The sequence below is a fragment of the Paenibacillus sp. J23TS9 genome, assembly GCF_018403225.1.
In the GTDB taxonomy this organism is placed as follows: domain Bacteria; phylum Bacillota; class Bacilli; order Paenibacillales; family Paenibacillaceae; genus Paenibacillus_AQ.
In genome coordinates this window covers 333122-359292 of record NZ_BOSG01000002.1, presented here as the reverse complement: position 1 = coordinate 359292, position 26171 = coordinate 333122, and the positions used below count along the sequence as shown (strand labels likewise).

General features: G+C 48.3%; 19 protein-coding genes and 2 pseudogenes. 17 read left to right on the top strand and 4 right to left on the bottom strand.

The window, feature by feature from the left end; translation table 11 throughout:
- Nucleotides 1-49 precede the first annotated feature (49 nt).
- The 3 genes from KJS65_RS17245 to KJS65_RS17235 all read left to right on the top strand — a co-directional run bounded on the left by KJS65_RS17245 (nucleotide 50) and on the right by KJS65_RS17235 (nucleotide 4200).
- Nucleotides 50-469: a pyridoxamine 5'-phosphate oxidase family protein gene (locus tag KJS65_RS17245; protein ID WP_168929017.1), complete on the top strand. Its 420-nt coding sequence runs from the start codon at nucleotides 50-52 to the stop codon at nucleotides 467-469.
- Between the two features lie 243 nt (nucleotides 470-712).
- Complete coding sequence (locus KJS65_RS17240; RefSeq protein WP_213651116.1) at nucleotides 713-2989, top strand: bifunctional 2',3'-cyclic-nucleotide 2'-phosphodiesterase/3'-nucleotidase; 2277 nt, start codon at nucleotides 713-715, stop codon at nucleotides 2987-2989.
- Nucleotides 2990-3162: 173 nt separating this feature from the next.
- On the top strand, nucleotides 3163-4200 hold the full coding sequence (locus KJS65_RS17235) for an EAL domain-containing protein (RefSeq protein ID WP_213651115.1): 1038 nt from the start codon (nucleotides 3163-3165) through the stop codon (nucleotides 4198-4200).
- 656 nt (nucleotides 4201-4856) lie between these two features.
- On the opposite strand, the gene KJS65_RS17230 is transcribed toward KJS65_RS17235, so the two are convergent.
- The 3 genes from KJS65_RS17230 to KJS65_RS17220 all read right to left on the bottom strand — a co-directional run bounded on the left by KJS65_RS17230 (nucleotide 4857) and on the right by KJS65_RS17220 (nucleotide 9288).
- Nucleotides 4857-7160 carry a glycoside hydrolase family 65 protein gene (locus KJS65_RS17230; RefSeq protein ID WP_213651114.1) on the bottom strand — a complete coding sequence of 768 codons (2304 nt, stop codon included), beginning with the start codon at nucleotides 7158-7160 and terminating at the stop codon, nucleotides 4857-4859.
- Nucleotides 7161-7280: 120 nt separating this feature from the next.
- Complete coding sequence (pgmB, locus tag KJS65_RS17225) at nucleotides 7281-7952, bottom strand: beta-phosphoglucomutase (protein WP_213651113.1); 672 nt, start codon at nucleotides 7950-7952, stop codon at nucleotides 7281-7283.
- A 298-nt stretch (nucleotides 7953-8250) separates the two neighbouring features.
- Entirely contained in the window at nucleotides 8251-9288 is a 1038-nt protein-coding gene (locus tag KJS65_RS17220) for a LacI family DNA-binding transcriptional regulator (RefSeq protein ID WP_213651112.1), read from the bottom strand.
- Between the two features lie 361 nt (nucleotides 9289-9649).
- Between KJS65_RS17220 and KJS65_RS17215 the strand changes: the two genes are divergently transcribed.
- From KJS65_RS17215 to KJS65_RS17165, 12 genes and pseudogenes are all read left to right on the top strand, one after another.
- Nucleotides 9650-11410, top strand: coding sequence for an alpha-amylase family glycosyl hydrolase (locus KJS65_RS17215; protein WP_244864607.1), 1761 nt, complete (start codon nucleotides 9650-9652; stop codon nucleotides 11408-11410).
- 280 nt (nucleotides 11411-11690) lie between these two features.
- The gene (locus KJS65_RS17210) at nucleotides 11691-13013 is read left to right on the top strand and encodes a sugar ABC transporter substrate-binding protein (protein ID WP_213651111.1); all 1323 of its coding nucleotides are present in this window, start codon (nucleotides 11691-11693) and stop codon (nucleotides 13011-13013) included.
- Between the two features lie 168 nt (nucleotides 13014-13181).
- Nucleotides 13182-14483 (top strand): carbohydrate ABC transporter permease, encoded by a 1302-nt coding sequence (locus KJS65_RS17205; RefSeq protein ID WP_213651110.1) that lies wholly within the window; start codon nucleotides 13182-13184, stop codon nucleotides 14481-14483.
- Nucleotides 14480-15325, top strand: a complete 846-nt coding sequence (locus tag KJS65_RS17200; RefSeq protein ID WP_213651109.1) for a sugar ABC transporter permease — start codon at nucleotides 14480-14482, stop codon at nucleotides 15323-15325. The genes KJS65_RS17205 and KJS65_RS17200 overlap by 4 nt, the downstream gene beginning before the upstream one ends.
- A 90-nt stretch (nucleotides 15326-15415) precedes the next feature.
- On the top strand, nucleotides 15416-15640 hold the full coding sequence (locus KJS65_RS17195; protein ID WP_213651108.1) for a hypothetical protein: 225 nt from the start codon (nucleotides 15416-15418) through the stop codon (nucleotides 15638-15640).
- A gap of 133 nt (nucleotides 15641-15773) precedes the next feature.
- A complete protein-coding gene (locus KJS65_RS17190; RefSeq protein ID WP_213651107.1) occupies nucleotides 15774-16280 on the top strand; it encodes a GNAT family N-acetyltransferase in 507 nt (168 codons plus the stop codon).
- A 43-nt stretch (nucleotides 16281-16323) separates the two neighbouring features.
- Nucleotides 16324-16750, top strand: a pseudogene (locus KJS65_RS30280) (response regulator); the annotation flags it as partial.
- A gap of 116 nt (nucleotides 16751-16866) precedes the next feature.
- A pseudogene (locus KJS65_RS30275) lies at nucleotides 16867-17067 on the top strand (response regulator transcription factor); the annotation flags it as partial.
- Nucleotides 17068-17089: 22 nt separating this feature from the next.
- Complete coding sequence (locus tag KJS65_RS17180; protein WP_213651106.1) at nucleotides 17090-18202, top strand: sensor histidine kinase; 1113 nt, start codon at nucleotides 17090-17092, stop codon at nucleotides 18200-18202.
- 461 nt (nucleotides 18203-18663) lie between these two features.
- The gene (locus KJS65_RS17175; RefSeq protein ID WP_136607918.1) at nucleotides 18664-19605 is read left to right on the top strand and encodes an ABC transporter ATP-binding protein; all 942 of its coding nucleotides are present in this window, start codon (nucleotides 18664-18666) and stop codon (nucleotides 19603-19605) included.
- A 22-nt stretch (nucleotides 19606-19627) separates the two neighbouring features.
- The gene (locus KJS65_RS17170) at nucleotides 19628-20749 is read left to right on the top strand and encodes an ABC transporter permease (RefSeq protein ID WP_213651105.1); all 1122 of its coding nucleotides are present in this window, start codon (nucleotides 19628-19630) and stop codon (nucleotides 20747-20749) included.
- A 1-nt stretch (nucleotide 20750) separates the two neighbouring features.
- Nucleotides 20751-21902 (top strand): ABC transporter permease, encoded by a 1152-nt coding sequence (locus KJS65_RS17165; RefSeq protein ID WP_213651104.1) that lies wholly within the window; start codon nucleotides 20751-20753, stop codon nucleotides 21900-21902.
- 113 nt (nucleotides 21903-22015) lie between these two features.
- On the opposite strand, the gene KJS65_RS17160 is transcribed toward KJS65_RS17165, so the two are convergent.
- Entirely contained in the window at nucleotides 22016-23764 is a 1749-nt protein-coding gene (locus KJS65_RS17160) for an alpha-glycosidase (protein ID WP_213651103.1), read from the bottom strand.
- A 266-nt stretch (nucleotides 23765-24030) separates the two neighbouring features.
- Between KJS65_RS17160 and KJS65_RS17155 the strand changes: the two genes are divergently transcribed.
- Nucleotides 24031-24705: a response regulator transcription factor gene (locus KJS65_RS17155; RefSeq protein WP_213651102.1), complete on the top strand. Its 675-nt coding sequence runs from the start codon at nucleotides 24031-24033 to the stop codon at nucleotides 24703-24705.
- Nucleotides 24702-26144, top strand: a complete 1443-nt coding sequence (locus KJS65_RS17150) for a sensor histidine kinase (RefSeq protein WP_213651101.1) — start codon at nucleotides 24702-24704, stop codon at nucleotides 26142-26144. Before KJS65_RS17155 ends, KJS65_RS17150 begins: the two co-directional genes overlap by 4 nt.
- Nucleotides 26145-26171: the final 27 nt, after the last annotated feature.

Sequence of the window (26171 nt, the reverse complement as noted above, 5' to 3'; positions counted from 1 at the left end):
ATATACGTGCATGAAAGCTATTTATCAATGGATAGGAGAATGATAGCGAATGGAAGCTAAAATTGAAATGGAACAAAATATTGCGAAAATTATGGATCATAATGAATTCTGCTCCTTTGCCACCGTTGAAGGCAATCGGCCAAAGCAGCGCTATATGGCGCTCTATAATCAGGGGTTGAGCATACATATGGTGACCGACCGCAAAACCCATAAGGTGGAGGAGCTTGAGGAAAATCCGCATGTTTCCCTGCTTCTCGGATATGAGAAGGGCGGTACCAAGGATGTCGTGGAAATCGAAGGCGTCTGCAGTATTTCGGATAATGATGAACTTCGCAAGCAGATCTGGAAACCGGAGTTCAAAATGACATTTTCAGGCCCCGAGGACCCGGACTATGTCATTCTTAAGATCAAGCCGGTGCGGATTGAATACACATCGGACAACGGGGAAAAGCATGAGTGGATTGAGTAGAAAAGCCATTTGAGCTAGTGTTTTCGAACTAAAATTCAGTATGTAAAATCTTGTATAATACCTGGGACAGGGTCCCAGGTATTATTTTTTTACAAATGGGTGTTTTTGTCTTTATTTTGGGTTGGAATCGATATAAACTACTATTGGACCATAGAAGGATTTAACCGGTGGTTATTTTAGAGAACGGTTACAAAACGGTCCGTGCATTGTACTTTTGAGGTACATATATTTAGGAGGGGTAAAATGTCGAAGTCCCGTAAAAAAGTTGTAAAAAGTATTGCCGCCGCCGCCGTTGCATTCAACGTATTGGCGCTCCCGTTTTCTGCGTACGCAGACGGAAGTACAAGCTCCAAAGTAAAGCTCCGTTTGATGGAAACATCGGATCTGCATGTGAACATGGTCAACTATGATTACTATGCAGACAAGCCAACAGACGAATACGGCTTTGCCAAAACAGCCAGCCTGATCAATGCAGCGCGTAAAGAAGCAAAAAACAGCCTGCTGTTCGACAATGGCGATCTCCTTCAGGGCAATCCGCTCGGAGATTACGTGGCTAAAGTAAACCCGCTCAAGCCGGGCGAAACTCATCCGGTATATAAAGCGATGGATTTAATGAGTTATGATGCGGGCGGCGTAGGGAACCATGAATTTAACTACGGACTCGATTTCCTGAAGCTGGCTGAAAAGGGAGCAAACTTCCCGATCGTTAACGCCAATATTTACAAAGACGACGGGGATAAAGATGACAGCAATGATGTAAACTATTTTACCCCTTATACCATACTGGACAAGAAAGTGATTGATGAGAACGGCAAGGAGCAAACCGTTAAGGTTGGCGTTATCGCCTTTGCACCTCCTCAAATCATGCAGTGGGATAGTGCCAATCTGGAAGGCAAGGTTATTGCAAAAGACATCATCCAAACAGCTAAAAAATTCATCCCTCAGATGAAAAAAGAAGGAGCCGACGTTATCGTCGCGATTCCTCACTCCGGTTTTGAGGATATTCCGCAAACCGAGCTGATGGAAAACTCCGTTCTGTACCTGAGCCAGGTTGAAGGCATCGATGCGATCATGTTCGGACATGCCCATAAAACATTCCCAAGCGCTGAGTTTAAAGGCAAAAAAGGCGTGGATCTCGACAAAGGTACCATCAATGGCGTGCCATCTGTTGAACCTGGATATTGGGGTGACCACCTCGGCATTATCGATCTGGACCTCGAAATGGTAGATGGCAAGTGGAAGGTAAGCGACTCCAAAACCGAAACTCGTGCCGTTTATGATGTAGCCACTAAAAAAGCTCTGGTGGATGCCGATCAAGAGATCGTAGACGCTGTTAAAACAGAGCATGACGCAACCATCGATTACGTTCGCGGCCCTGTAGGCAAAACCACGGCACCAATTAACAGCTACTTTGCGCTTGTACAAGATGATCCGTCTATCCAGATCGTGACCAACGCGCAAAAGTGGTATGTTGAAAAGAACCTGAAAGGTACCGAATACGAAAACCTTCCGGTTCTCTCTGCAGGAGCTCCATTTAAAGCAGGCGGACGCTCAGGCGCTTCTTATTATACAAATATTCCGGCAGGAACCATCGCGATTAAGAATGTCTCCGACCTTTACGTGTATCCGAACACTGTACACGCTGTAGTCGTGACTGGCGAAGAAGTGAAAAACTGGCTCGAATGGTCCGCAGGACAGTTCAACCAGATCGATCCTTCCAAAACAACGGAACAACCGCTTATCAATAATGATTTCCCAACATACAACTATGATGTTATTGATGGCGTAACGTACCAAATCGATGTGACTCAGCCGGTGAAATATGATCTTAAAGGTAGTTTGGTTAACGCCGATGCCAACCGCATCAAAAACCTGCAGTATAACGGCAAGCCAATCGATCTGAAGCAAAAATTTGTTGTGGCAACAAACAACTACCGTGCTTCGTCCTCCAAATTGGCCAATCCGGATGGCAAGCGCATTATCATGGCAGCTCCGGACGAAAACCGTCAGGTTATTATTGACTACATCCGCGAGAATGAAACGATCAATCCTTCCGCGGACAACAACTGGTCGTTCGCTCAGGTCGACAAGAAGCTGGATGTAACGTTCACTTCCTCTCCGGATGCTAAGGATTTGGTAGCGAAAAGCAAGAATATGTCGTATGTTGGTGCCGCTGAAAATGGTTTTGCCAAATACGGCCTGGATCTGTCCGTAGGTGCAGCAGCTCCTTCCACAGAGCCAACAACGCCTCCAACGACGACTCCGGCAGAGCCAGAGAAGCCACAAACTCCTTCGGTTCCTACGGTTCCGGCAAAGCCATCCGAGCCGACAACCAAGCCTGAGCCTAAACCTGAACCGACCAAACCGTCTACAAACGGCAAGGTTTATGTGATCAAAAAGGGTGACAATCTCTACCGCATCGGACTTCAGTTCGGCGTAGATTGGGAAAAAATCGCAAAAGCAAATGGAATCAACAATGTCCGCGGCCTCAAAATCGGACAACAAATTTTGATCCCATAAGTCATATGTGACATATGTTATAGCCAAAGAACAAGGCCGACGGTTAAGGTTAACCGTCGGCCTTGTTTTGTTAAATTATTGTTTAAAATTAACAAAACCTCACACACAAATTGTGGGCACCGTGCTATAATCAAATCAACAATTTTCGGCAAAATATGCCAAGGAGGAACTACATGAACTGCAGCGGATGCGCCCCCATACAACCTGTAGAAGATCAAGGAAGGGTCCGATTCAAGCCTAGACATCATCTGGTATCTGCAGTAATCCATGAAAAACAACTTGTAACGGAAACAGGCGTTGAGGATATCATTGTATTCTACGATACGAAGGATGAACTTCTCGAACTGATGCATAGCCTCTATATGCTTCCGGCAGAAATCGTGGAGGCAACGTCCATTTCCATTACAGGCCGGGGGCGGGATGAAAGCAGCAGTCCTTGGATCTCACTCGCCCAGATGAGGGCGAGAATGAATCATTATAACGTGGTCGACATTATACAGCAGGGGCAATTTTCAAGCCATATGCAGCCGATTGTCGATATTTCGGAAAATATAGTCGGCTTCGAATTTTTGCTGCGCCCTGCGCCAAACGGTATCCCTTTTCAACCGTACCTTTTGTTTGAAATCGCCAGGGAAACCGGGATGCACTCCTTCCTGGACCGGGCAGCCCGAATTTCGGCCATTGAGACCAGCGCGGAATGGCTGCCGAAAGGCATCAAACGCTTTATTAATTTCTTGCCATCATCCATATATAATCCTGAATATTGCCTGAGTCATACCTTTAAAACCATTGACCGGCTGCACCTGGACCCTGAAGACTTTGTGTTTGAAGTGGTGGAAACGGAAAAAATCGTTAACATGGATCACCTCCTCCAAATTTTCAAGGCGTATCGCGACCATGGGATGAAGGTGGCACTGGACGATGTGGGATCCGGCTACTCGACAATGGAAGTGATGTCGATGTTGAAACCGGACTATGTCAAAATTGACCGCAGCTTGATCGACTGCTGTGATCAGGACGCTGCCAAAAGGGATCAAATCCTGAATATCCTTGACCGGGCTGAAAAATTTGGCGGTAAAGTGCTTGCTGAGGGAATTGAGCGCCGGGAGGAGTTTGAATTTTGCCGCAATTCCGGCATTCAGCTTGCTCAAGGCTATTTGTTCGGCAAACCCTCCGACCGTCCTCCATTTGATGCACAGCGGGCCGTGTAACAACTACATATGGAAAAATGAAAACCGTAGTCCTGTGAGGGATTACGGTTTTTTGATGAGGATTGAATCATAACACGTCAATCATCTGCAGAAAATTTATGAAGAATAATATAGCAACGATAAGATAAGGAATACGTTTGTTTTCTTCTTTGTTCTTCCAATGGCGGATAGAAAAAAAGAGATAAAAAATAGAAGTGCATAAAGGAATGTATTTCCATCGGTTGATGATTAAGAGGACAATCATGGTTATAATCGTACATGCCCAAACGACTCTAAGCCATATCGGTTCATCTCGCAACATAGGTAGAAATTTCATCGGATTCACCTGCATTGTTTTTTACTTATGCATATTCATATTCTATCCATGAGTAACGAATACCTTTATTATACATTCTGGTTCAGATCCGGTAGCGCTTAATAAAGCGGGATAAAGTGCCCTCCATGGCATACCTGCAATAGAAAAGCGGCACAAGCGTTTAAGCTTGTGCCGCTTTTTCTTTATCACAGCGCGCAAAAAGAGCCGTCCCGCGTGAGACGGCTCTTTTTATAAAAATAGAATGCATGATTTTTCAGCGCTGCTATTCAATCATCGCAAGAAGACGGACCGCATTTTATGGTCCGTCTTCTTGCTAAGTACGTCGATAGAAGTCTCTATTTTAGTGTGCGACTTTTACATTGCCCATGCCGCCGACCGTATAATCTTTGCCATACACGTTGATATCGGCAGGCACTTCGGATTCGTTGGCCACAATCACATCATGTTCGCCAACCGTTACCTTGAGGCGCGAGCCGCGGAACATTACTTTGAAAGAGAAGGACTTCCAGTGACCCGGGTTAAACGGATTCAGCTGCAGAACACCATCTTTGACCTTCAGGCCGCCGAAGCCGTGAACAACGGACATCCACGTACCGGCCATACTGGTCGTATGACATCCATCCTCGGTGTCATTGTTGTAATTATCCAGATCAAGGCGCGAGGTACGCAGGTACATTTCATAAGCCTTCTCCTTGTAACCGAGCTCACACGCCATAATGGAGTGTACACAAGGGGAGAGGGAGGATTCATGTACCGTCAGCGGCTCGTAGAAGTCGAAATTGCGCTTCTTCGTGGCCAGATCATAGCGGTCGCCCAGGAAGAAGAGACCCTGCAGGACATCGGCCTGCTTGATGTAGGCAGAGCGCAAAATCCGGTCCCAGGACCAGTTTTGGTTCAGCGGCAGATGCTTGGGATCGAGATCCTTTACAGGCGTTAGATCTTTATCCAGGAAGCCGTCCTGCTGCAGGAAGACTTCGCGCTCAGGATCGTAAGGGTAGTACATTTTATCAATAATCTCATGCCATTTCTCTGTTTCTTCTGTGGTCAAATGCAGCTTCTCCACCAGCTCATTATAACGGGAAGGCTCATTTTCGCGCAGGTAATCCAGCACTTCCAGTGTATATTCCATGGTCCACGAGGCGATGCGGTTCGTATACCAGTTGTTGTTGACGTTATTTTCGTATTCGTTCGGACCTGTCACGCCGAGCATCACATATTGATCTTTGGCTGGCACATAGTTAACGCGTTCCTCCCAGAATCGGGCGATTTCAGCGAGAACTTCCAGACCATATTGGCCCAGGTAATCGAAGTCTCCAGTATAATTCACGTAGTTGTAAACCGCATAGGCGATGGCGCCGTTACGATGGATTTCCTCAAAGGTTATCTCCCATTCATTATGGCATTCCTCGCCGTTCATGGTAACCATCGGGTAGAGGGCGCCTTTGGTGAAACCAAGCTTGCGCGCGTTTTCCTTCGCTTTTTCCAAATGCTTATAGCGGTAGATGAGCAGGTTGCGGGCGATGGAAGCGTCTGCTGTGCTCAGGTAGAACGGCAGGCAATAAGCTTCGGTATCCCAGTAGGTACTGCCGCCGTATTTTTCACCGGTAAAGCCCTTCGGTCCAATATTCAGACGGTCGTCTTCGCCGCTGTAGGTTTGGTTCAGCTGAAAAATGTTAAAGCGGATCGCCTGCTGCGCAGCCACGTCGCCTTCAATCACGATATCGCTGTCGCGCCATTTGTCGGCCCATGCCTGAATCTGCTCTTTATGCAGTTCCTGAAATCCGGCCTCTACAGCGCTTTGAAGTGCACCGCGCGCGGCATCGACCAGCTGTCCAAAGCCAAAGTCGCGGGAAGTAACATTGGCCACATACTTATAAATAACGATCTGTTCGTTCTCGGCGGCTTGAATCTGTACGCGGGATCCCACGTATTTTTCTTTTTCAATTTGTTCAGCTTCAAAAGTCAGTGGTTCACCGTTTTTGCTGATTTCAAACTTCATTACCGAGGTGAGATGGAAGTCGAGCTTTTTGGTCTTTATGGTTAATGCTGCATCGTTTTCACCGAATTCCTTAGAGACCTCTGCCCAGAATTTTTCCTCGTAATTAGAGTCCTTATTTTGTACGTCACCATCCAGGTATGGAGTTACGGTAAGCGTTCCGCTGAAATTGAGCGGGGTAACGGCATAGCGGATCGCGCCGATTTCATGACGGGTCATGCTAACAAAGCGCAGTGATTCAACGCGAACTTCCTTGCCGCCCTCCAGTTCAGCGGTAAAGCTGCGGGAAAGCGTACCTTCCTTCATGTTCAGCACCCGCGAAAAATCTTTAACAGTACAGGTGGCGAGGTCCAGCGGTTGTCCGTCAATATCAATGTTGATACCGATCCAGTTGGTGCTGTTCAGGACTTTGGCAAAATACTCCGGATAGCCGTTCTTCCACCAGCCGACACGTGTTTTGTCGGGATAGTAAACGCCTGCCATATAGCTGCCTTGCAGCGATGGACCGCTGTAGTTTTCTTCAAAATTGGCGCGCTGGCCCATATATCCATTTCCGATGCTGAAAATACTTTCAGAGATTTCATGCTGATGCAGCTGAAAATCCTCTTCGATGATGTTCCATTTATCGAGCTTTAAATATTGCTTCACAGTAACCGGCTCCTTTGAAGACATAGTAGGGTAGCTTATTTCGAAATAAACATAGTTGTATTCTGTATTTTGCGAAGACTTGATGTCATTTATTTTCGATTTCCAGGGAAATAACCCGAATTATTGAGCCGGGAAAATACCGGTCAGTCGGCTGATCGACATTTCCTGCAGGGAGGGAACGACTTCATCAGCGCGGCCAAGCGTAGCCTTGGAGCCTATTCCGATGCTGCGCATACCAGCGCGGATCGCTGCTTCAATGCCGGCTTCGGCATCCTCGAACACGACGCATTCGGAAGGGCTGGCATTCAGCTCTTTCGCGCCCAGCAGGAATACTTCCGGATCAGGCTTGGCACTGGCCGTTTTCGTTCCGTCAATAATGGCGTCGAAGTAGGGTACCATCTTGGTGTTGTTCAGGATTGTCATGGCGTTTTTACTGGCTGAACCGAGAGCAACGAGAATGCCGGCTGCTTTCAGCTCTTGTAAGAACGCTAGTGCACCCGGAAGAATCTCTGATTCATCCATATGCGATATATAATCTACGTACCATCCATTCTTTTTCTCGGCGAGCGCAAGCTTCGTCTCGTCATCAAGCGATACTCCGCCAATCTCAAGCAAAATATCGAGCGAAGCCATACGGCTCACGCCCTTTAGACGTTCGTTGTCCTGCTCTGTAAAAGTAAAGCCAAGTTCCTCGGCGAGCCGTTTCCAGGCCAGAAAATGATATTTCGCAGTATCGACAAGTACGCCGTCCAGATCAAACAGACAAGCTCGAATTGGAGTATGAAGTGTCATGGAAGAAGTCCTCCTTGGTAGTTGTGCAAACGTTTGAACAATTTCTGAAAATAAATGAAGCACCAAAGATGCTCCACCTGTTTACGGATTTCACGAAATCCAGTCTGTGTATATTTTATAACATAATTCACTATTTCTCGAGAATGATTCCTGAAATAAGGAAAGGTTCTTCTTCTGTGAAAATAACGTCAAACAGGCCCGGTCGTCAAGAGGTAATTTTTAAAAAGGTTCTGCCAGGCGGAAAAACGGGTGGTCTGGCTGACGTTTGTATAATTGCTGGCAGAAGTGCCAGTTATGATTATGGCTTTTTAGGCGGCGAATATAACGATGATTCCCTGATAACCAGCCGATGCGGGATGATATGACGTTTTTGGAACTGTCTTTCCCCATCATGCTGAATGGATTGAATCAATGCCTGCGAAGCGGTATATCCCAGATTATAAATGCCGATATCCATACTGCTGACAGGTGGTGTCGATAGTTCGGCAATCGAAAGATTGTTAAAGCTGACAATGCATAAATCCTCGGGAACCTTGTAGCCGAGCTCATACAATCCGCGTAAAACGCCGAGGGACACAAGATCATCCACCACGACCAAGGCGGTTGGCCGCTCGGGAAGATTCATGAAAAAGGACATGGCACGGTAGCCGCTTTCCTGCAAAAATTCGCCTTCGACGATCCATTCCTTACGCTTCTCAAGTCCGGCTTCCTCCAGCGCGGTGACATAACCTTTCATGCGGTCACGCGATACAATATGGTTCGGCGGACCGCTGACAAAGCCGATGCGCTGATGACCGAGCGAGATCAGATGCTTGGTTGCATCGTAGGCGGCCTGGACATTGTCATTATCCACGGACAGAATGTCGGGGAATTTCTCGCTTCGTCCGACCAGGACGAACGGAAACTGGTTATTTTTCAAAAATTCAACAACCTGATCATCCTTGCGGGAGTACAGCAGTATGGCTCCATCGACCCGTTTTCCTTTCAGAAGGCGTGATACCGCTTCAATTTCCTCCTGCTCGCTGCCGCCGGAACTAATCAGTACATCGTATCCCGAGCGGTTGGCCTGGGTGACGATCCCGCGGATCAGCTCCATGAAGAACATATTCAGAAACAGCTCTTCAGCGGGCTTCGGCAGGATCACGCAAATGCTTTCCGTGGTCCGCGAGACAAGGCTTTTGGCCATAATGTTCGGATGATATCCGAGCTCCTCCATCACATCCCGTACTCTCTGGGATGTTTCACGGCTGATTCTGGTGTTGTTCGACAGCACACGGGACACGGTGGAGGGGGAAACGCCCGCTTTTTTGGCGACATCTTTTATCGTTACAGACATTGTTACCTCCCTGTGGAACCGTTTGCGTTCTTAATTGTACAGGAACGCCAGTTCCCATGATTGTGCTATTTTACACTTGATATCTTAATCCAAATCCCTGGGGCTTGTAAATATGGTTCCTCATGTCCCAAGTGATATTCACAGAAAATAGCAAAAAAATGCTAATTTTGAGGCATAAGCATGATCCTAACCTGTTAAAACCCGAGCATAGGTAAAGTAAGGGCATAAATTTGTTTTGGAACCGGCCATTCTACGGATGGAAATGTAAATATCAAGAGAAAATGGTTGCGCAAACGTTTTTGTTCAGCGTATTCTGCGTAATAAGAAAGCATCATAAAGCTCTCTAACCAAGGAGGATGGCATGAATCCAAAGTTGATAAAGCCGAAGTTAAAAGAATCACATGCGAAGGCATTCAAGCGTTTGGGAACAGGTATGACAGCAGTGATGTTGACAGGCTCACTGCTTGCCGGATGCAGCAGCGGTGGGAAAACAGCCGTGCCTTTAGAACAGCAAACGAGTCAGGGTACAGATGTGAATCAGACGGAGCCATCAGACAAATCACAGGTAAAAGGGGCATCCACGTCCGAAAACGGAAAAGGGACGCAAGCCGCAATTCATGAGCAGTCCTCGACCGTGTATTACGAGGTATTCGTCCGGTCTTTTTATGATTCAAACGGAGACGGGATCGGCGATCTCAAGGGATTGACGGAGAAGCTGGACTATCTCAATGACGGTAATCCGGATACCCATGATGATTTGGGGATAGGCGGAATCTGGCTGATGCCGGTCAATCCGTCGCCAAGCTATCATGGCTATGATGTTACCGATTACCGGAATATTAATCCTGATTACGGAACGCTGGAGGACATGAAAAAGCTGGTGGAGGAAGCGCATAAGCGTGGAATCAAGGTCATTATGGACCTTGTTGTCAATCATACCAGTGTGAAGCATCCATGGTTTCTTGAGGCTAGCAAAGACAAAAACAGCAAATACCGCGATTGGTACGTATGGGCAGAGGACCAGGGAATCAGTCCATCGGGTACGAGCGCTGCCGGTAGCGGGAATCCGTGGTTTGAACGCGGCGGTACTCATTATCTCGGCACGTTCTGGGAAGGGATGCCTGATCTCAATTTCGATAATCCGGAAGTCCGCAAAGAAATCGAAAACATCGGACAGTTCTGGTTGAAGCTTGGCGTTGACGGCTTTCGGGTTGATGGAGCGAAGCATATCTATGAGAATCTGCAAAGCGACCGCGGTACGGCAACTACAGCCAAAAACACCGCATGGTGGCAGGAATTCCGCAGCAGCATGAATAGCGTGAACAAGGAAGCCTATATGGTCGGTGAGATATGGGAGAAGTCAGCAGCGGTTATTGCCCCATATGTGGACGGCGCGTTCAATTCAGCCTTTGACTTTAACCTCGCCGACAGCATAATCAGTGCGGTCAAGCAGGAGAAGGATAATAATCTTGGCTTCACGCTGGAACGAACCAACCAGTTCTACATGGACAAATCCCAAAATCAATTTGTCGATGCCGTCTTTTTGTCCAATCATGATCAGAACCGGGTGATGAGCCAGCTCGGTAAGGATACAAACCACGCCAAAATGGCGGCGGCGCTGCTGCTCACGCTTCCAGGGAACCCGTTTATCTATTACGGGGAGGAAATTGGCATGCAGGGCGTAAAGCCCGATGAGCATATCCGCGAACCATTTGCCTGGATGAAGAGTGGTGGGGAAAAGGGACAGACCACCTGGGAAAATCCGACCGTCAGCGGTGTGGACCAAGCAAATTCCAATGTGGAGATCCAAACAGGGCAAGCGGATTCCCTATTGTCCGCGTACCGGAACCTGATCCGTTGGCGAAACGAGCTGCCTGCACTCCGGGATGGTGATTTGAAAAGCGTGGATACGAAAAATCCGGCAATCGTTGCCTTTGTGCGCAGAAGTGCACTGCAAACTGTGCTTGTTTTGCACAACCTGTCAGGTCAATCACAGGATATTCCGTTGGATTCAGCAGACCTGTCCTCTTTCGGAAAAATGATCAGAAACAGCAGCAGCACCGCGTCAATGCACGAAAATAATGTAATAGTTCCAGCTTATTCCACAGTCGTTCTACAATAAAACAAGATGAAATTAACAGGAATCATGTGATATTTGGAGATATTCCAAGATAATAACCGTAGAATAGGCATATATGGCTTAAAATACACTGTGCAAACGTTTTTACAAAATATTACGCATTGTGTATGATAAACGCATGATTAAAGCGCTTACCTGACAGAATCTTCATGAGATACGGTCTAAATACATACAAAAGAGGTCCGTCATCCTTTTTGTGAAATCGTTTGCGCTAAAAATCAGATGCGTACAAGTTTATATCTCGGAGAGGGGTTATTTTGAAATGAAAATGAAACAGGTTATGGCACTGGCTGCAACGCTGACCATGGCATTCTCAATTACAGCATGCGGCAGCTCAAGTAAGACTGCAGAGGAGCCGGCAACGTCCAGCACCAATACAGATACAACAGCGCCTGCTACGGATAACAAGGATGAATCCACAACAACTGAGGCTTTGAAGCCTGAGGATGGAGCTTCGATCGTTGTTTGGGAAAGTAAAGACGAGAGAGCGTTCACGGACGAAATCGCAAAACAATTCACTGCAAAATATAACATACCTGTCAAAATCGAAGAAGTAGCACCGACGGACCAAGTTACGAAGCTGTCTCAGGACGGACCTTCGGGCCTTGCTGCTGACGTTGTCATTTTCCCGCATGATAACCTGGGCAGAGCCGTAGAAGCAGGACTTTTGCTCGCAAACGATACATTTAAAGATGAAACGACCAAGAACAATACAGAGGCTTCCATTCAAGGCGTAACCTATGACGGCACGCTGTATGGATATCCAAGAGCGGCTGAAACCTATGCCTTGTACTACAATAAGTCCATTGTAAAAGAAGCTCCAAAATCGTTTGAAGACGTCATCGCCTTCGGCAAAACATTTACGGATAACGCGAAGAAGAAATACGCCATCATGTGGGAAACGGGCAATATGTACTTCAACTATCCGTTCATCGCAACGACCGGCGGATACATTTTCGGCAAGAACGGCACCGACAAAGACGATATCGGCATCAACAACGAAGGCGCTTTGGAAAGCTTGAAAGTATACCAGGAGCTGAAATCCATTCTGCCCGTGAAGAGCGGCGATATCAATCCGGATATCAAACGCAGCTTGTTTAACTCCGGCGACGTTGCCATGGATATCAACGGACCTTGGGAGCTTGGCGGCTATAAGAAAGCCCTCGGCGACAATCTGGGCATCGCTCCGATTCCATCCATCGGAGGCAAAACGGCGATTTCTTTCTCCGGCATCAAAGCTTGGTATGTAAACTCGTTTACGAAATATCCAAATGCATCCCAATTGTTTGCTGAATTTGCATCGACCAAAGATGCTCAGCTGCTGCTGAACGAAAAAGTCGGCTCCATCCCTACGAACAATGAGGCTTTGGAAGCCGACCAAATCAAAAACGATCCATATGTATCCGCATTTGCAGAGCAAGCCAAAAACTCTCAGCCAATGCCTTCCATTCCTGAAATGGGCAACGTATGGAGCCCTGTGAACGCAGCTCTTCCAGAAATCTGGGACAACAACGTGGATCCAAAAACAGCGATGGATAAGGCTGCACAGCAAATCAAAGATTTGAACAACGGCGCCACCAAGTAATCCATGCCATGGTTTGAAAAATAATGATGAACCCACCCGCCGCTCGGTGAGCGGCGGGTGATTCACCTTAGAAGGCATTTCGGCTGCAAGGGATATGCAGTAAAGACGTTTTTCCGAGGCAGCGTTGAGACTTCATTTTTCTTAGAATTCGGGGAGGGGAGAGGGCTGATGCAAAGGCACCGCAGTAAGGCAACGATACTGTCGATTTTAAGCATGGGACTGGGACAAATATATAACCGCCAGTTCATCAAGGGCATCATTTTCCTGCTTGTCGAGGCTTGGGGAATTTTTTATTTCAGCGGAAATTTAGGCAGATCTTTATGGGGGATCGTCACACTTGGAGATGCGCCCCGGAGACTGGTCAAAGGCAAGTGGCTTGATGGGGACCACTCCATTTTTATTTTAGTCCAAAGCTTGATTACGCTCTTATTTTTTGTTTTGTTTATCATCTTGTACATCATGAATGTCCGGGATGCCTACAAAACGGCACAGAACCGGGAAAATCGCATTAAGCCTAACAGCTTTAAGCAGTCGGTCCGGTACATTATGGACTACAAATTCGCGCAGTCTTTTCTGAGCCTGCCGGCGATTGGTATTTTGTTTTTTACGATCATGCCGATCATTTTTATGATCATGCTGGCATTTACGAACTATTCGGCACCGAATCATATTCCTCCGGCTAAACTCGTCGATTGGGTAGGATTTCAGACTTTCCGGGATCTGTTAACCCTCAAGACGTGGAGCCATACCTTTTTCGGCGTTCTGAGCTGGACTATTATCTGGGCAATCCTGTCCACATTTACCACCTATTTGGGCGGCCTGCTCGTGGCGCTTTTGATTAACCAGCAGGGCATCAAGTTCAAGGGGTTGTGGCGGACGATCCTGGTTATTCCTTATGCAATCCCGCAGCTGATCTCGCTGCTTGTCATGAGAAACATGTTTAACGGCCAGTTCGGCCCGATCAACCAATATCTCGGATATTTGGGATTAGGCGGCCTGCCTTGGCTAACAGACCCATTTTGGGCTAAAGTAACCGTCATTGTCGTCAATATGTGGGTTGGTATTCCGGTTTCCATGATTTTGATCATGGGGGTACTGACGACGATTCCGAAGGATATGTACGAAGCGGCAGAGATCGACGGCGCAAGCGGATATCAAAAATTCCGCATCGTGACCCTGCCGATGATACTGTTCTCGACGGCGCCTACATTGATCATGCAGTTTGCAGGCAATATCAACAACTTCGGCGCCATTTATCTCTTAACGAACGGGAATCCCGTCGTCGGCGACTACCAATATGCGGGTGCGACGGATCTGCTCGTAACCTGGCTGTATAAACTGACGCTGGATCAGAATAAATACAATATGGCTTCCGCCGTCGGCATCATTATATTCCTGATCATTGCTACGTTCTCTATCTATAACTATCGCCGCACCAAGTCATTTAAAGAGGAGGATATGATCCAATGAGCGGACGTAAAGTGAGAAAAAGCTTCCGTTTGGGGCTGAGCTATATCATTTTAATCATCATGTCGGTAGTTGCGATCTATCCTGCACTCTGGGTGCTCCTGGGGTCATTCCGGCCGGGTAAATCGTTGTACAGCAAAACCCTGCTTCCAGAGAGCTTAACGCTGGATCATTACCGGGAATTGTTTCATTCCAAAAGCATTTTGTTTGGCCAATGGTATATGAATACCCTGAAAATCGCCATATTGTCCATGATTATCGGCGTACTGCTCACCCTGTTGACCAGTTATGCGGTTTCACGTTTCCGCTTCCGCGGACGCAAAACGGCATTGTCGACGGTTCTGATCCTCGGAATGTTTCCGGGCTTCATGAGCATGATCGCCATCTACCTTTTACTTAAGGAATGGCATTTGCTTGACACGCATCTGGCGCTCATCATTGTATATGCTGCCGGTGCTCCCCTCGGAGGGACGTTTATCGCCAAAGGATTTCTGGACACCATTCCGCGCACGCTGGACGAAGCAGCCAAAATTGACGGGGCGAGCAACTGGATGATTTTCACGCGGATTATCCTGCCGCTGTCGAAGCCGATGATTACTTATTTGGCGCTGACGCAGTTCGTTGGCCCTTGGGTGGATTATATTTTTGCAAGGCTCGTACTGCGGACGAAGGAAAACTGGACGCTTGCGGTCGGCTTGTATGATATGGTTTCCTCGAATCAGAATACGAACTTCCCGGCGTTTGCCGCGGGGTCGGTTCTGATTGCAATTCCAATTACTATCCTGTTTATTTTCCTGCAGCGTTTGCTTGTGGACGGATTAACATCAGGAGCGAGCAAGGGCTGATCTGCACATACGACAACAAGATTAAAGGTACAGCTGCTGCATTACATATGCACGCTGTACCTTTTTTATGGCTGAAAACAAGGAGGAGGAGTGAATGATGATGATAAAACAGCATTTCCGGATCCCCTGCATAGGGCTAAATTATTTCTGATTATTGTGGCGGCTGTTGTGCTCCTGTCTGCAGCGGCTACAGAAGAAGTAGCGTCCATGTCTTCTCAGCAGTATGCGGTGAGCGAGAAGCTGGTAGCTCTTTCCGCCAGGCTGGAGGATACTTCCCGGCAGCTGCAGCAGTCAATGATTCCATTCCGAATCTGATTTCGTGATTTGGAAGCAGATCGTTCGTTGCAATCCGCATATACTGCCCGTTTGCTATTTCAATGAAATTCAGCTTTAGGTTACAATAGTTTCCATAAAGGGTCTAAAGGGTCCTTTCACAGGGGGAAAGTTTATGAAGACTATATATGATGCCGGACGCATCATACTGCGTACATTTGAGGATACAGATGCGGAAGCCGCCAAGACGTTCTGGGGAGACGAGGAAGTTATGCGCTACTGTCTTGGCGCCACCCCGCATGATAAGCTGCCTTTGATCTTAAAGGCATACCGCGAATGTCATGAAGCAAAGGGTTTATCCGTTTACGCCGTTGTGGAGAAAGAAACGGGAACGGTCATGGGTGCCTGCGGCTTTAATGTAACCGGGGAAATACAGGAGGTTGAACTTATCTATCATTTTGCCAAGTCCAGCTGGGGAAAGGGATATGCGACTGAAGCGGCGAAGGCCTGCCTGGAGATTGCCAGGGGAAATAGCGGCGTGAAGCGCATCCATGCCTCTGTTGATCCGAATAACCTGGATTCGTACAAGATTCTTGAGAAAATCGGCTTCGTATATGCAGGCAAGGAGTGGTTCGAAGATACAGCGCAGGAAGAATCGGTCTATGAAATGAGACTGGGATGATTGAATTACCCCTTCCAATAAAATACATCCTTCGGGTACAATAATGACCACAAGGGGGCGTATGATGAAAATTCGTGTATTGATTGCTGATGACAATTCATTCATCCGGGAAGGGATGAAGATTATTTTAAATACATTCGGGGAATTTGAAGTGCTTGCTACGGTTGGTGATGGCCAGGAGGCTGTAGATTACTGCTGTTCGCATGAAGTGGATGTCGCTCTGCTGGACGTGCGGATGCCGAATATGAACGGTGTAGAAGCCACAAGGCTGATCAACGAGCAGACGACAACCAAGCCGCTTATTCTGACGACGTTCGACGATGATGAATATATCTTGGATGCCATTCGCTTCGGCGCGAAGGGATACCTGCTTAAGAACAACGATCCGGAGCGGATCCGCGATGCGATTAAGAGTATACATAACGGTCACAGCGTCCTGCAGGACGTAGTGCTGGATAAGCTGAAATCCCAGATGGTTGGCGGCCAGGAGGCTAAAGTTGGCAAGCCTTCCAACCTGTCTGCTGCCACAGTCCAACAAAAACCCGGTGACCGTCCGGATAAGGAGGGCTCCGATGCCGCAAGCCCTTTCGACCGCAGCCAATTTACGGAGCGGGAATTGGGTGTCATGTCCCTGATTGCACAGGGGCTGTCCAACAAGGAAATATCAAAGGAATTGTTTATTTCCGAAGGGACAACCGCCAATTATATCACGTCCATATTGAATAAAACGGCACTTTCGCACCGGACACAGATCGCGATCTATTATCTGACGGGTAAAATCCGTTAGGACGGAAAGGTCGTGACTGCAGATGGAACTATGGACTACCGGCAACAAGATCATATTGCTCATATATATCGTTATGATCACGTATTTTGGTTCTGATCAATCGGGCAGATGGTTAGTCTTATTCTTTTTAATCTATATTGCCCTGAACCTGGTGCAGCATATTGTGAAGGATCCGCGGCTGAAGCAGGGAGTGCTTTTGCTTATTATCGCGTATGTTGTGGGCTGCGCGTGGTATGAAGAACCTAACTTTATCCTTTTACTCCCGCTGAATATGTATGAGATTGCTTCATTCCATATCCGGAACAAATATCCGGCCCTGCTGGTGGCGGCTCTGCTGCCTGCCCTGTTCCTCCGTGACCTTTTGTTGACGAACTACGCGTTTATTGCGGTGCTCTGTTTCTTGAACTACACGCTGATCCGGCAGTATATGGACAAAGTGGACCGACAGGAGGATGCGGTCGACAGGATGCGGCATGATCTGCAGCGGCTGACAAAAAAGCAGAATGATAACTATGAATTTGCCCGCACCTCGGAATATATGGTGAAGCTGGAGGAGCGCAACCGCCTTGCGCAGGAAATCCATGACGGTCTCGGACATGCAATGACGGGAGCGCTGATTCAGATGGAGGCCGCCAAACGACTTCTTAATAACGATCCTGCCACCGCGAGCGTGCTCCTTCAAAATGCGATTGGCATATCCAAAGAAGGTATCGAGGAAATCCGGTTGACGCTGAAAAATAATAAGCCTCTGGTGGAGCAGCTCGGACTGACGCGGCTAAAAACAGCGGTGGAGTCTTTCGGAATGCAGGCGAATTTGCATACGAGTGTGGTCCATCATGGGGATATGGAGATCATTACCCCGCTGCAGTGGAAAATCATCCATGAAAATGTGACCGAGTCCCTGACGAATGCCGCGAAATACGCTTCAGCCACCACGGTTCATGTGGAGGTCAGGGTCCTAAACCGCTTTATACAAGCTGTGGTATCCGATAACGGCCGGGGAACGGAGAAAATTGTAAAGGGGCTTGGCCTTCTTGGTATGGAAGAACGGACCGCATCGGTGAATGGCACGGTGATTGCGGACGGGACCTCAGGTTTTACCGTAACGACATTGATTCCCTATGACCGGAGATGAAGAATATCATAGTGCTTTTTATACAAACCGCCCTGCTGCCCGGCATGGAAATATGAAAATTCTCATATAAAAGGATGAACTTATGCACTGACATAAGGGCATCCTTTTTTCTTATGATATAAGCATGAAATGACAACAGAGCAGCCGCATCCTTATATCCAAAGAATATCCACCTCTAAAAGCGGTCTGGCATCTAGGAAATTGCATCGATAAAGGGATTCTTATGATATAAGTGTGATACAGCAACAAAGAGATTACATCCTTATATTCAAAGAATATCCACCTCTAAAGGCGGTCTGGCATCCTTGAGAGTACATCGATAAAGGGATTCTTATGATATAAGCATGAAATGACAACAGAGCAGCCGCATCCTTATATCCAAAGAATATCCACCTCTAAAAGCGGTCTGGCATTGAAAATATGGCATTAACAAGGAAAACATGAATAGGAGTGAACGGAATATGAACGTACTGGAGCTGCGAGGCCTCACTAAAAAATTCGGTGATTTTATCGCCGTCGATAACATGTCATTACAAATCCGGGAAGGAGAGATATTCGGTTTCCTCGGATCCAATGGCGCAGGCAAAAGCACCACCATTAACATGATCTCATCCCTGCTGCGGCCAAGCGGCGGAGAAATTCGCATCCTGGATCGCGACGCTACGAAGCAGACCCGTTTTGCCAAAATGAATCTCGGGATTGTACCGCAGGATTTGGCGATTTATGAGGATATGACCGCATTTGAAAATGTCAGCTTTTTTGCCGGATTATACGGATTGCGCGGGAATGATCTGAAGGAGCGGGTGCAGGAGGCACTGGAATTTGTGGGACTAAGCGACAAGGCTAAGAGCTTTCCGAAAAATTTCTCAGGTGGCATGAAACGTCGTCTGAATATTGCCTGCGCCATCGCTCACAAGCCAAAGCTGATCATCATGGATGAACCAACGGTAGGTATTGATCCCCAGTCCCGCAATTACATTCTGACTTCGGTACGGAAGCTTAATGATTCCGGATGCACCATTATTTATACAAGTCACTACATGGAGGAAGTGGAGGAGATATGCTCCCGCATCGCCATCGTGGATCATGGCAAAATTATTGCCGAAGGGACCAAAGAGCAGTTAAAGGCGACCATCACGGATGTCAAAGATATCCGTATCGAGCTGAAATCGCTGGATGCACTGGATCTTGAACAATTAAAATCGATTCCTGGCATTCGGGTGCTCAGCGTGCAGCAGGATGATAATATGGTCCGAATCCAGAGTGATGCTGCGGTAGATAATCTGAACCGGATTTTGAAACAGCTGATCGACAGCGGCATGGAAATCCGGGCTGTGGAAGAGCAGGCTCCCAATCTGGAGACTGTATTCCTGACGCTCACAGGCAGAAATTTACGGGATTAGGAACCCGGGAGAGGAGATACCTATGAACACTTTATCAATAGCATGGAAGGAAATGAAACATGATTTCCGGGACTTCCGTACGTTGATATTTTTGCTCGCATTTCCGATTTTGCTGATGCTGATTTTGGGTTTTGCGCTAACGAATGTATTTAACGGTGATGTCAGCGTAGATAACCTGAAGGTGCTTGTGAAGAATACGAGCACTGGGCAGCTGTCTGAAGCGTATACGGCTTTTGCCAAAGGGGTCAGCCAATCAGGTATTACGTTTGACGACCTGAAGGCAGGCGTCAATGGCCGGGAGGAAGTAGAGCAGAACCGCTATGCCGATTACATTGAGGTGAGCGACAGCGGCATTCATCTTTACGGAAGCAGCCGCAGCTCCATTGAAAGCAACATCGTTCAAGGGATGATGAGCTCCTTCGCCGATAAATATAATGCGGCTGCAGCGGTGGCTCAGCAGGATCCCGCCAAAGCAGAGTTTATTATTGCAGCCACCCACCAAACGGATTACATCAAAGATACAGCGATTAATGCAGACCGGCAGCCAGGATCCATTGATTACTACGCCATAGCGATGACGGTCATGATCGGTATGTGGGGCGCGATGAGCGGCGGTTCGCTGATCCGCTCTGAGATTGTGCATGGAACAGCAGCAAGGCTGGCCGCGGCACCTGTTCGAAAAAGTGAGATTTTTATGGGGAAAGTCCTGGGTAGTGTTGTCCTTAATATGCTGTGTGTCTTTGTCATCGTCATGTTCAGCAAATATGTATTTAAAGCCTACTGGGGCAATCATCTCCCGTTAATCTTCCTGATTCTGCTCACAGAGGTCATCATGTCAATCAGCTTGGGATTGGCTATCAGCTATATGATGAAAGGCGAGCCTTCCGGCGGGATCGTCATGATTATCGTGCAGCTGGCGTCCTTCCTTGGCGGAGCTTATTTCCCGATGGGAGACGATACGGGCGGATTTCTCGGAAGCGTCACGAATCTGTCCCCGATCCGCTGGGGGAATCAGGCTTTGACGGAAATTGTGTATGATAACGCGTTGACGGCTGCTTTGCCTGCAATGCTGCTGAATATGGGTCTGGCCGTGCTGTTCCTTGGGGCAGCGGCTCTGATGATGCATCGCAAGGAGGGGATTTAACATGTGGAATGATATTTGGTTTCTGGTTCGGATGACCATACTGACGACTTTCCGTAAGCGCGGAAATCTGCTTCTATATTTCGGCCTCCCGATCGCCGGCGTGCTTGTTGCCTCGATGCTGTATGGATCGCAAAGTACGCCCGATTTGCGGGTTGGAGTTGTCAATGAGGATGGCAATCAGGTGATTGCGGCAGATACGATCAGGTTTGTACAGGGATTAAGCCATGTGAAGCTTGTGAATACGACGAAGGAAGATTTGAAGAAGAACATTGCCGCGAGTAAGCTGGATACCGGGATCATCCTTGATGCGGGTTACTCCAGCAGCGTGCTGAAGGGCAAAGCGGAACACATTAGTATCGAGTCCGTGAAGGGTGCTCAGGTTACGGCTTATATCAAATCCATGCTGTATGGCTATATCGATAACGTCACGGCGATGGGATCCATTGCAGCCGGTGACACCGGAAAGTTCCAACAGCTATATGACACTTATCAGGCAGGGCAGTTCAAGCTGACGACAGAATCCGTCAATGATAAGTCCTCGGGCCAGCAAATGTCATACCAATCTATCGGATTTCTGATCATGTTCATGATGACTTCGGCGGTGAATCTATCACAGTTAATCCTGAAAAATCGGGAAAACCGGACGTATTTCCGTATACTCACCTCGCCGATCAGCTCCAGAACCTACGTATTATCGAATGTGATCGTCAATTTAATCGTAATGATAATACAAATTACCATCGCACTGTTCTTTATGAAGGTGGTGTTCCGGATTGATGCAGGCATTCCGATGGGGGAAATGGTTTTTATCCTTGGGTTGTTTGCCCTCGTCTCCGTCAGTATCTCGCTGGCCATCGTTTCTTTCTCCAAGAGTACGGCTGCTGCAGGAGCATTGCAGAATCTGATTGTTACGCCAACCTGTCTGATTTCCGGATGCTTTTTTCCAAGAAGTATTATGCCGGAAGCCCTTCGCAAGATATCCGATTTTATGCCCCAAAACTGGGTGCTGGAGTCACTCGGAAAGCTGCAAGCAGGCGAGGCCTTGTCCAGTATCGGTTTTAATCTTGTGATTTTGCTTTCCTTTGCGCTCGTATTCTTCCTGCTCGCAACGTATAAATTTGGACGCAACAACGATACACGGAATTTTGTGTGATAAATCATTTATGTTATGAATAAAAAAGAAGCTCCCGATCCATTAAAGGACCTGGGGCTTCTTTGCTTTAGATACCCGGAGGTAAATTGATTCTTAAAAGGGCGTCGTTTATTCTATGATTTGGCCGCTCTGAACATTGCGCATCCATAGGCAGGGAGCTGGGCTGCCAGCTTGTTGCTCTTCAAAACGGCGGTTTCCTTCGTGTAAATATTTTCCCAGCGGCTCTCATTGACCGGAACTTCAATCTCGGCAGGCAGCTCGCTGTTATTCATCATAATGACGAAAAGATCATCCTCATCCTCCCTTGTATAGACCAGCGATGTGCTGTCTGCTTCAGCAGAGAGGAAAGTTAATTTGCCGGTACGCAGGGCACGATACTTCAGACGCATGGCGATCAGGTCCTGATAGAAGGCAAAAAGCTCAAGGTCCTGCTTTTCTTCATCCCATTCCATACATTTGCGGCAATCCGGGTCATGTCCGCCGGTCATGCCGATCTCATCCCCGTAGTAGATGCAAGGAGCGCCCGTATAGGTGAACTGGAACAAGGCAGCAAGCTTCATTTTGTCCTTGTTTCCTTCGCATTTGGTAAGAAGTCTGGCTGTATCATGGCTGTCCAGCAGATTAAAGGCGACTTCATTCGCTTGACGAGGATACCGTGAGAACTGTTTGCCGATGGCGTTGGCAAAATCCTTCGCATCACCAACCCCATCGACGAAAAAGTCGAGCACCGCATTGGTGAACGGATAATTCATCACCGCATCAAATTGGTCACCCATCAGCCAAGGAGAGGATTCATGCCAGATTTCGCCGAGAATGTAGGCGTCCGGTTTGAGCTTTTTCACCACGCGGCGGAATTCGCGCCAAAATTCATGATCGACCTCGTTGGCGACATCCAGGCGCCAGCCGTCGATATCGGCTTCTTCGATCCAGTAGGCAGCGGCTTTCAGTAAATATTCTTTAACTTCCGGATGATCCGTGTTCAGCTTCGGCATCAGCGGTTCGAAAGCGAAAGTATCATAGGTCGGAATCCCATCTTTGACGGCGATCGGGAATTCGCGAATGTAGAACCAGTCCTTGTAGCGGGAGTTCTCCCCGTTTTTCTGCAGATCCACAAACGGTGCGAACGTTCTGCCGGAATGATTGAACACGGCATCCAGCAGTACGCGTATTCCGCGTTCATGGCAGATGTTGACCAGCTTTTTCAGCGTATCGATATCCCCGAACTGCGGGTCGATCTGGAGGTAGTCCTCGGTATCGTACTTATGATTGGTCGTCGCCGTAAAGAGCGGCGTAAAATAAATGGCATTGACTCCAAGCTTCGATAAATGGTCGATATGATCGATGACGCCTTGGATATCGCCTCCAAAGAAGTTGTCGCGCTCGGGGGTACCACCCCATGGCAGAGTGCCCTTCGGATCATTGGACGGGTCCCCATTGGCGAAACGCTCCGGGAAAATTTGATAAAACACCGCATCCTTTACCCACGAAGGGGTCTGGAACACATCGACCGGATTAATGAAAGGATATTCGAACAGGCGGTCCGGATTTGCGGGAGGATTCTTCAAGAAATCATATTCTGTCATCCAGAATTTCTCTTGTCCGCTCTCCAGCAAAAATCCATACTTCAATCTCCGGTATTCCGGGACAATTTCGCATTCCCAGTAATCAAACAGCTCGTCGGATGCCAGCTTACTCATCGGCACATAGGCCTTGGACTGATCCCAGATATACTTGTCACCAGCCAAGGCTGATACAGCGGTTACATCATTCCGCTTCGTGCGGATTCTGAGATGGATGGTGCGTCCGTCATAGGCATAACACCAGTTCAGTTTGGGACGGTGGTACACGGCTTCAAGCAACATAGATTTTCCTCCTCGATTTGGCAGAAACGACTGCGTCTCCTTCTGGGGGTCATATCGTTTCCCGGTATATATAAAAAAGGTACAACCCTGGGACTCATAATGAGTCTTCGAGGTTGTACCTTGATTTTAAGGTAGCATAGCCTTTAAATTGATAGTGTCGGTGTGACAGCATTCGCGCTGCCTGACATGTAGAATATACCATGATTTTATTGGGCATACAACCCGGAAATAAGATGGCCTGGGATATTAGAGAGGATGGAAATATATTGGGGATCCATTTGTTATATATCGAAGATGACGCCGAAATCGGCTCATGGGTGAATGAAGATTTAGGTGGACGGGGCTATGAGGTGACTTGGCTTCAAAATGGGGAGCGGGCTGTGGAGCAGGCAGCAGGATGCCGCTTGGTCATTCTGGATGTGATGCTGCCGGGGCTGGACGGATTCACGGTCGGACAGCGGCTTAAGAAGGCCTATCCCGACTTGCCGATCCTGATGTTGTCCGCCAGAACCTCCATTGACGATAAGCTGGAGGGGCTTCAGTTCGCTGACGATTATTTGACCAAGCCGTTTCATCCGGATGAGCTTGCAGCCAGGATCGAGGTGCTGCTGCGCCGCTCCGGATCCTACTCGACGGAACCGCTTGTGCTAAAACATCTGCTCGTATATGAACGGGAGAACCGGATCGTGAACAATGACAATGGCGAGGAAATTCTGCTAACAGGCAAGCAGTTTCAAATCTTTACTTATCTGCTCCGCCATCTCGGGCAAATTCTGACCAAAGAGCAGATCTATGAGGGCGTATGGGGCGATCCTTATTTGGACGGAGACAAGACACTGATGGTTCATATCCGGTATTTGCGGGAGAAGCTGGAGCGTGATCCGGCCAATCCGGAGATCATCGAGACGGTGCGCGGTGTTGGTTACCGGGTGAAGGCATGAGGAAGGAGAAGCTGCCTAAATCCCGTTTCCGGGGCTCGCTGCTCTCCAGGTACTTGCTCATCATCGTCATCGCACTGTTGTTCATTCCGGTCGTGTTCCCCGCCTCGCTTGTCGGCTATCAATTCGTGCAGAGCATAATCGTCGGCAATATTTCTCCGGAGCCGGAGGCGAAGAATGATCCCTACACAACCATGCGTCTGGAAGATATGTGGCATAGGGAAGCCAAAAGGCTGAAGGGAAACACGCCGGAACAGATCGATGCCAGGATCGGCGAGCTCCATGCGGCTTATTCGAAAGTGGACATGTTCTGGGTGGATGCGAAGTCGCGGGTACGGCAGCCCGGGACGAGCAAGCTCAAGCTTCCCCAAACCTGGGAAGCCGCGGATGCCGTCGCCTACATGAAACGCTACAGGGAAGCAACGCAGCAGTTTTCCGTCATCGCGTTTATCGGCGATGATCAAAAGCTGAAACAAGGGTTCATGGTGATGCAGGTTTCGAGATCGGAGCTGAGGACAGCCGGCTATGAAATGTCCGCGCGGACCTCGATGATTTTCTTCGGCATTATTTTGCTGATGTTTCTGCTGTTCATCGCGGTCTCGTGGATGTTCTTCGTGAACATGCGCAGACGGCTGCTTCGTCTTCAATCGGCGATGACGGTGCAGGACGGCAGCAATCTGCCCAATCCGATCCTGATCAAAAAGACGGATGAAATCGGCCAACTGGAACATGCCTTCAACGGTATGGTCGTTCGGCTGGGCAGCAGCCAAAGGCGCGAGCGCGAGGAAGAGGAGCTGCGCAAGCGGCTCATCGCCAACCTGTCGCATGATCTAAGAACGCCGCTCACTGTGATTCGCAGTCATGTGTATTCGCTCCAGAAGGAGCAGCTGTCGGACAAGGGGCGGCAGCTGCTGAAGCTGACGGAAACCAAGCTCGGGGATTTGTCCGGCCTCATCGACAATCTGCTGTCTTACAATTTGCTGACCAGCGGCAAATACACCCTTGATCCTGAACGGTGCGACGTGCTCCGCATTGTCAGGGAGAGTGCGGCTGCGTGGTACCCGCTTTGGGAAAAGGAGGGCTTTGAAGCGGATATCGATCTTCCCGAGGAGCCCCTGTTCTGGATCATCGATCCGCAGTGGTTCCGCAGGATTCTGGATAACCTGTTCCAGAACGCCGTCAGGCATGCCCGCAGCGGGCAATATATCGGGCTGCATGCCCGGGCGCTGCCCGGCGGACAAACGGCCATCCTCATTTCCGATAAAGGCCAAGGGATGGAAGCTTCATCCGGTGACAAGGGAGCAGGGATCGGGCTTGCCATTGTCGGTTTCCTGACGAGAGAAATGGGAATTGTGATGGATATCAGCAGTACCAGTGGAGGCACGAACATTCTTATTTATCCCGCCTCGGGAAGTGAGCCCGGGCTTAAGCTGAAAGGATAGAGTTTAATAGGTACAGCCCCAAGTTTA

Bases quoted from the DNA above. Each gene is read 5' to 3' on its own strand.
- KJS65_RS17150 (WP_213651101.1), top strand. From the start codon at position 24,702: ATGAGGAAGGAGAAGCTGCCTAAATCCCGTTTCCGGGGCTCGCTGCTC.
- KJS65_RS17175 (WP_136607918.1), top strand. From the start codon at position 18,664: ATGAACGTACTGGAGCTGCGAGGCCTCACTAAAAAATTCGGTGATTTT.
- pgmB (WP_213651113.1), bottom strand. From the start codon at position 7,952: ATGACACTTCATACTCCAATTCGAGCTTGTCTGTTTGATCTGGACGGC.
- KJS65_RS17210 (WP_213651111.1), top strand. From the start codon at position 11,691: ATGAAAATGAAACAGGTTATGGCACTGGCTGCAACGCTGACCATGGCA.
- KJS65_RS17240 (WP_213651116.1), top strand. From the start codon at position 713: ATGTCGAAGTCCCGTAAAAAAGTTGTAAAAAGTATTGCCGCCGCCGCC.
- KJS65_RS17160 (WP_213651103.1), bottom strand. From the start codon at position 23,764: ATGTTGCTTGAAGCCGTGTACCACCGTCCCAAACTGAACTGGTGTTAT.
- KJS65_RS17245 (WP_168929017.1), top strand. From the start codon at position 50: ATGGAAGCTAAAATTGAAATGGAACAAAATATTGCGAAAATTATGGAT.
- KJS65_RS17180 (WP_213651106.1), top strand. From the start codon at position 17,090: ATGGAACTATGGACTACCGGCAACAAGATCATATTGCTCATATATATC.
- KJS65_RS17165 (WP_213651104.1), top strand. From the start codon at position 20,751: ATGTGGAATGATATTTGGTTTCTGGTTCGGATGACCATACTGACGACT.
- KJS65_RS17205 (WP_213651110.1), top strand. From the start codon at position 13,182: ATGCAAAGGCACCGCAGTAAGGCAACGATACTGTCGATTTTAAGCATG.
- KJS65_RS17190 (WP_213651107.1), top strand. From the start codon at position 15,774: ATGAAGACTATATATGATGCCGGACGCATCATACTGCGTACATTTGAG.
- KJS65_RS17200 (WP_213651109.1), top strand. From the start codon at position 14,480: ATGAGCGGACGTAAAGTGAGAAAAAGCTTCCGTTTGGGGCTGAGCTAT.
- KJS65_RS17235 (WP_213651115.1), top strand. From the start codon at position 3,163: ATGAACTGCAGCGGATGCGCCCCCATACAACCTGTAGAAGATCAAGGA.
- KJS65_RS17220 (WP_213651112.1), bottom strand. From the start codon at position 9,288: ATGTCTGTAACGATAAAAGATGTCGCCAAAAAAGCGGGCGTTTCCCCC.
- KJS65_RS17170 (WP_213651105.1), top strand. From the start codon at position 19,628: ATGAACACTTTATCAATAGCATGGAAGGAAATGAAACATGATTTCCGG.
- KJS65_RS17215 (WP_244864607.1), top strand. From the start codon at position 9,650: ATGAATCCAAAGTTGATAAAGCCGAAGTTAAAAGAATCACATGCGAAG.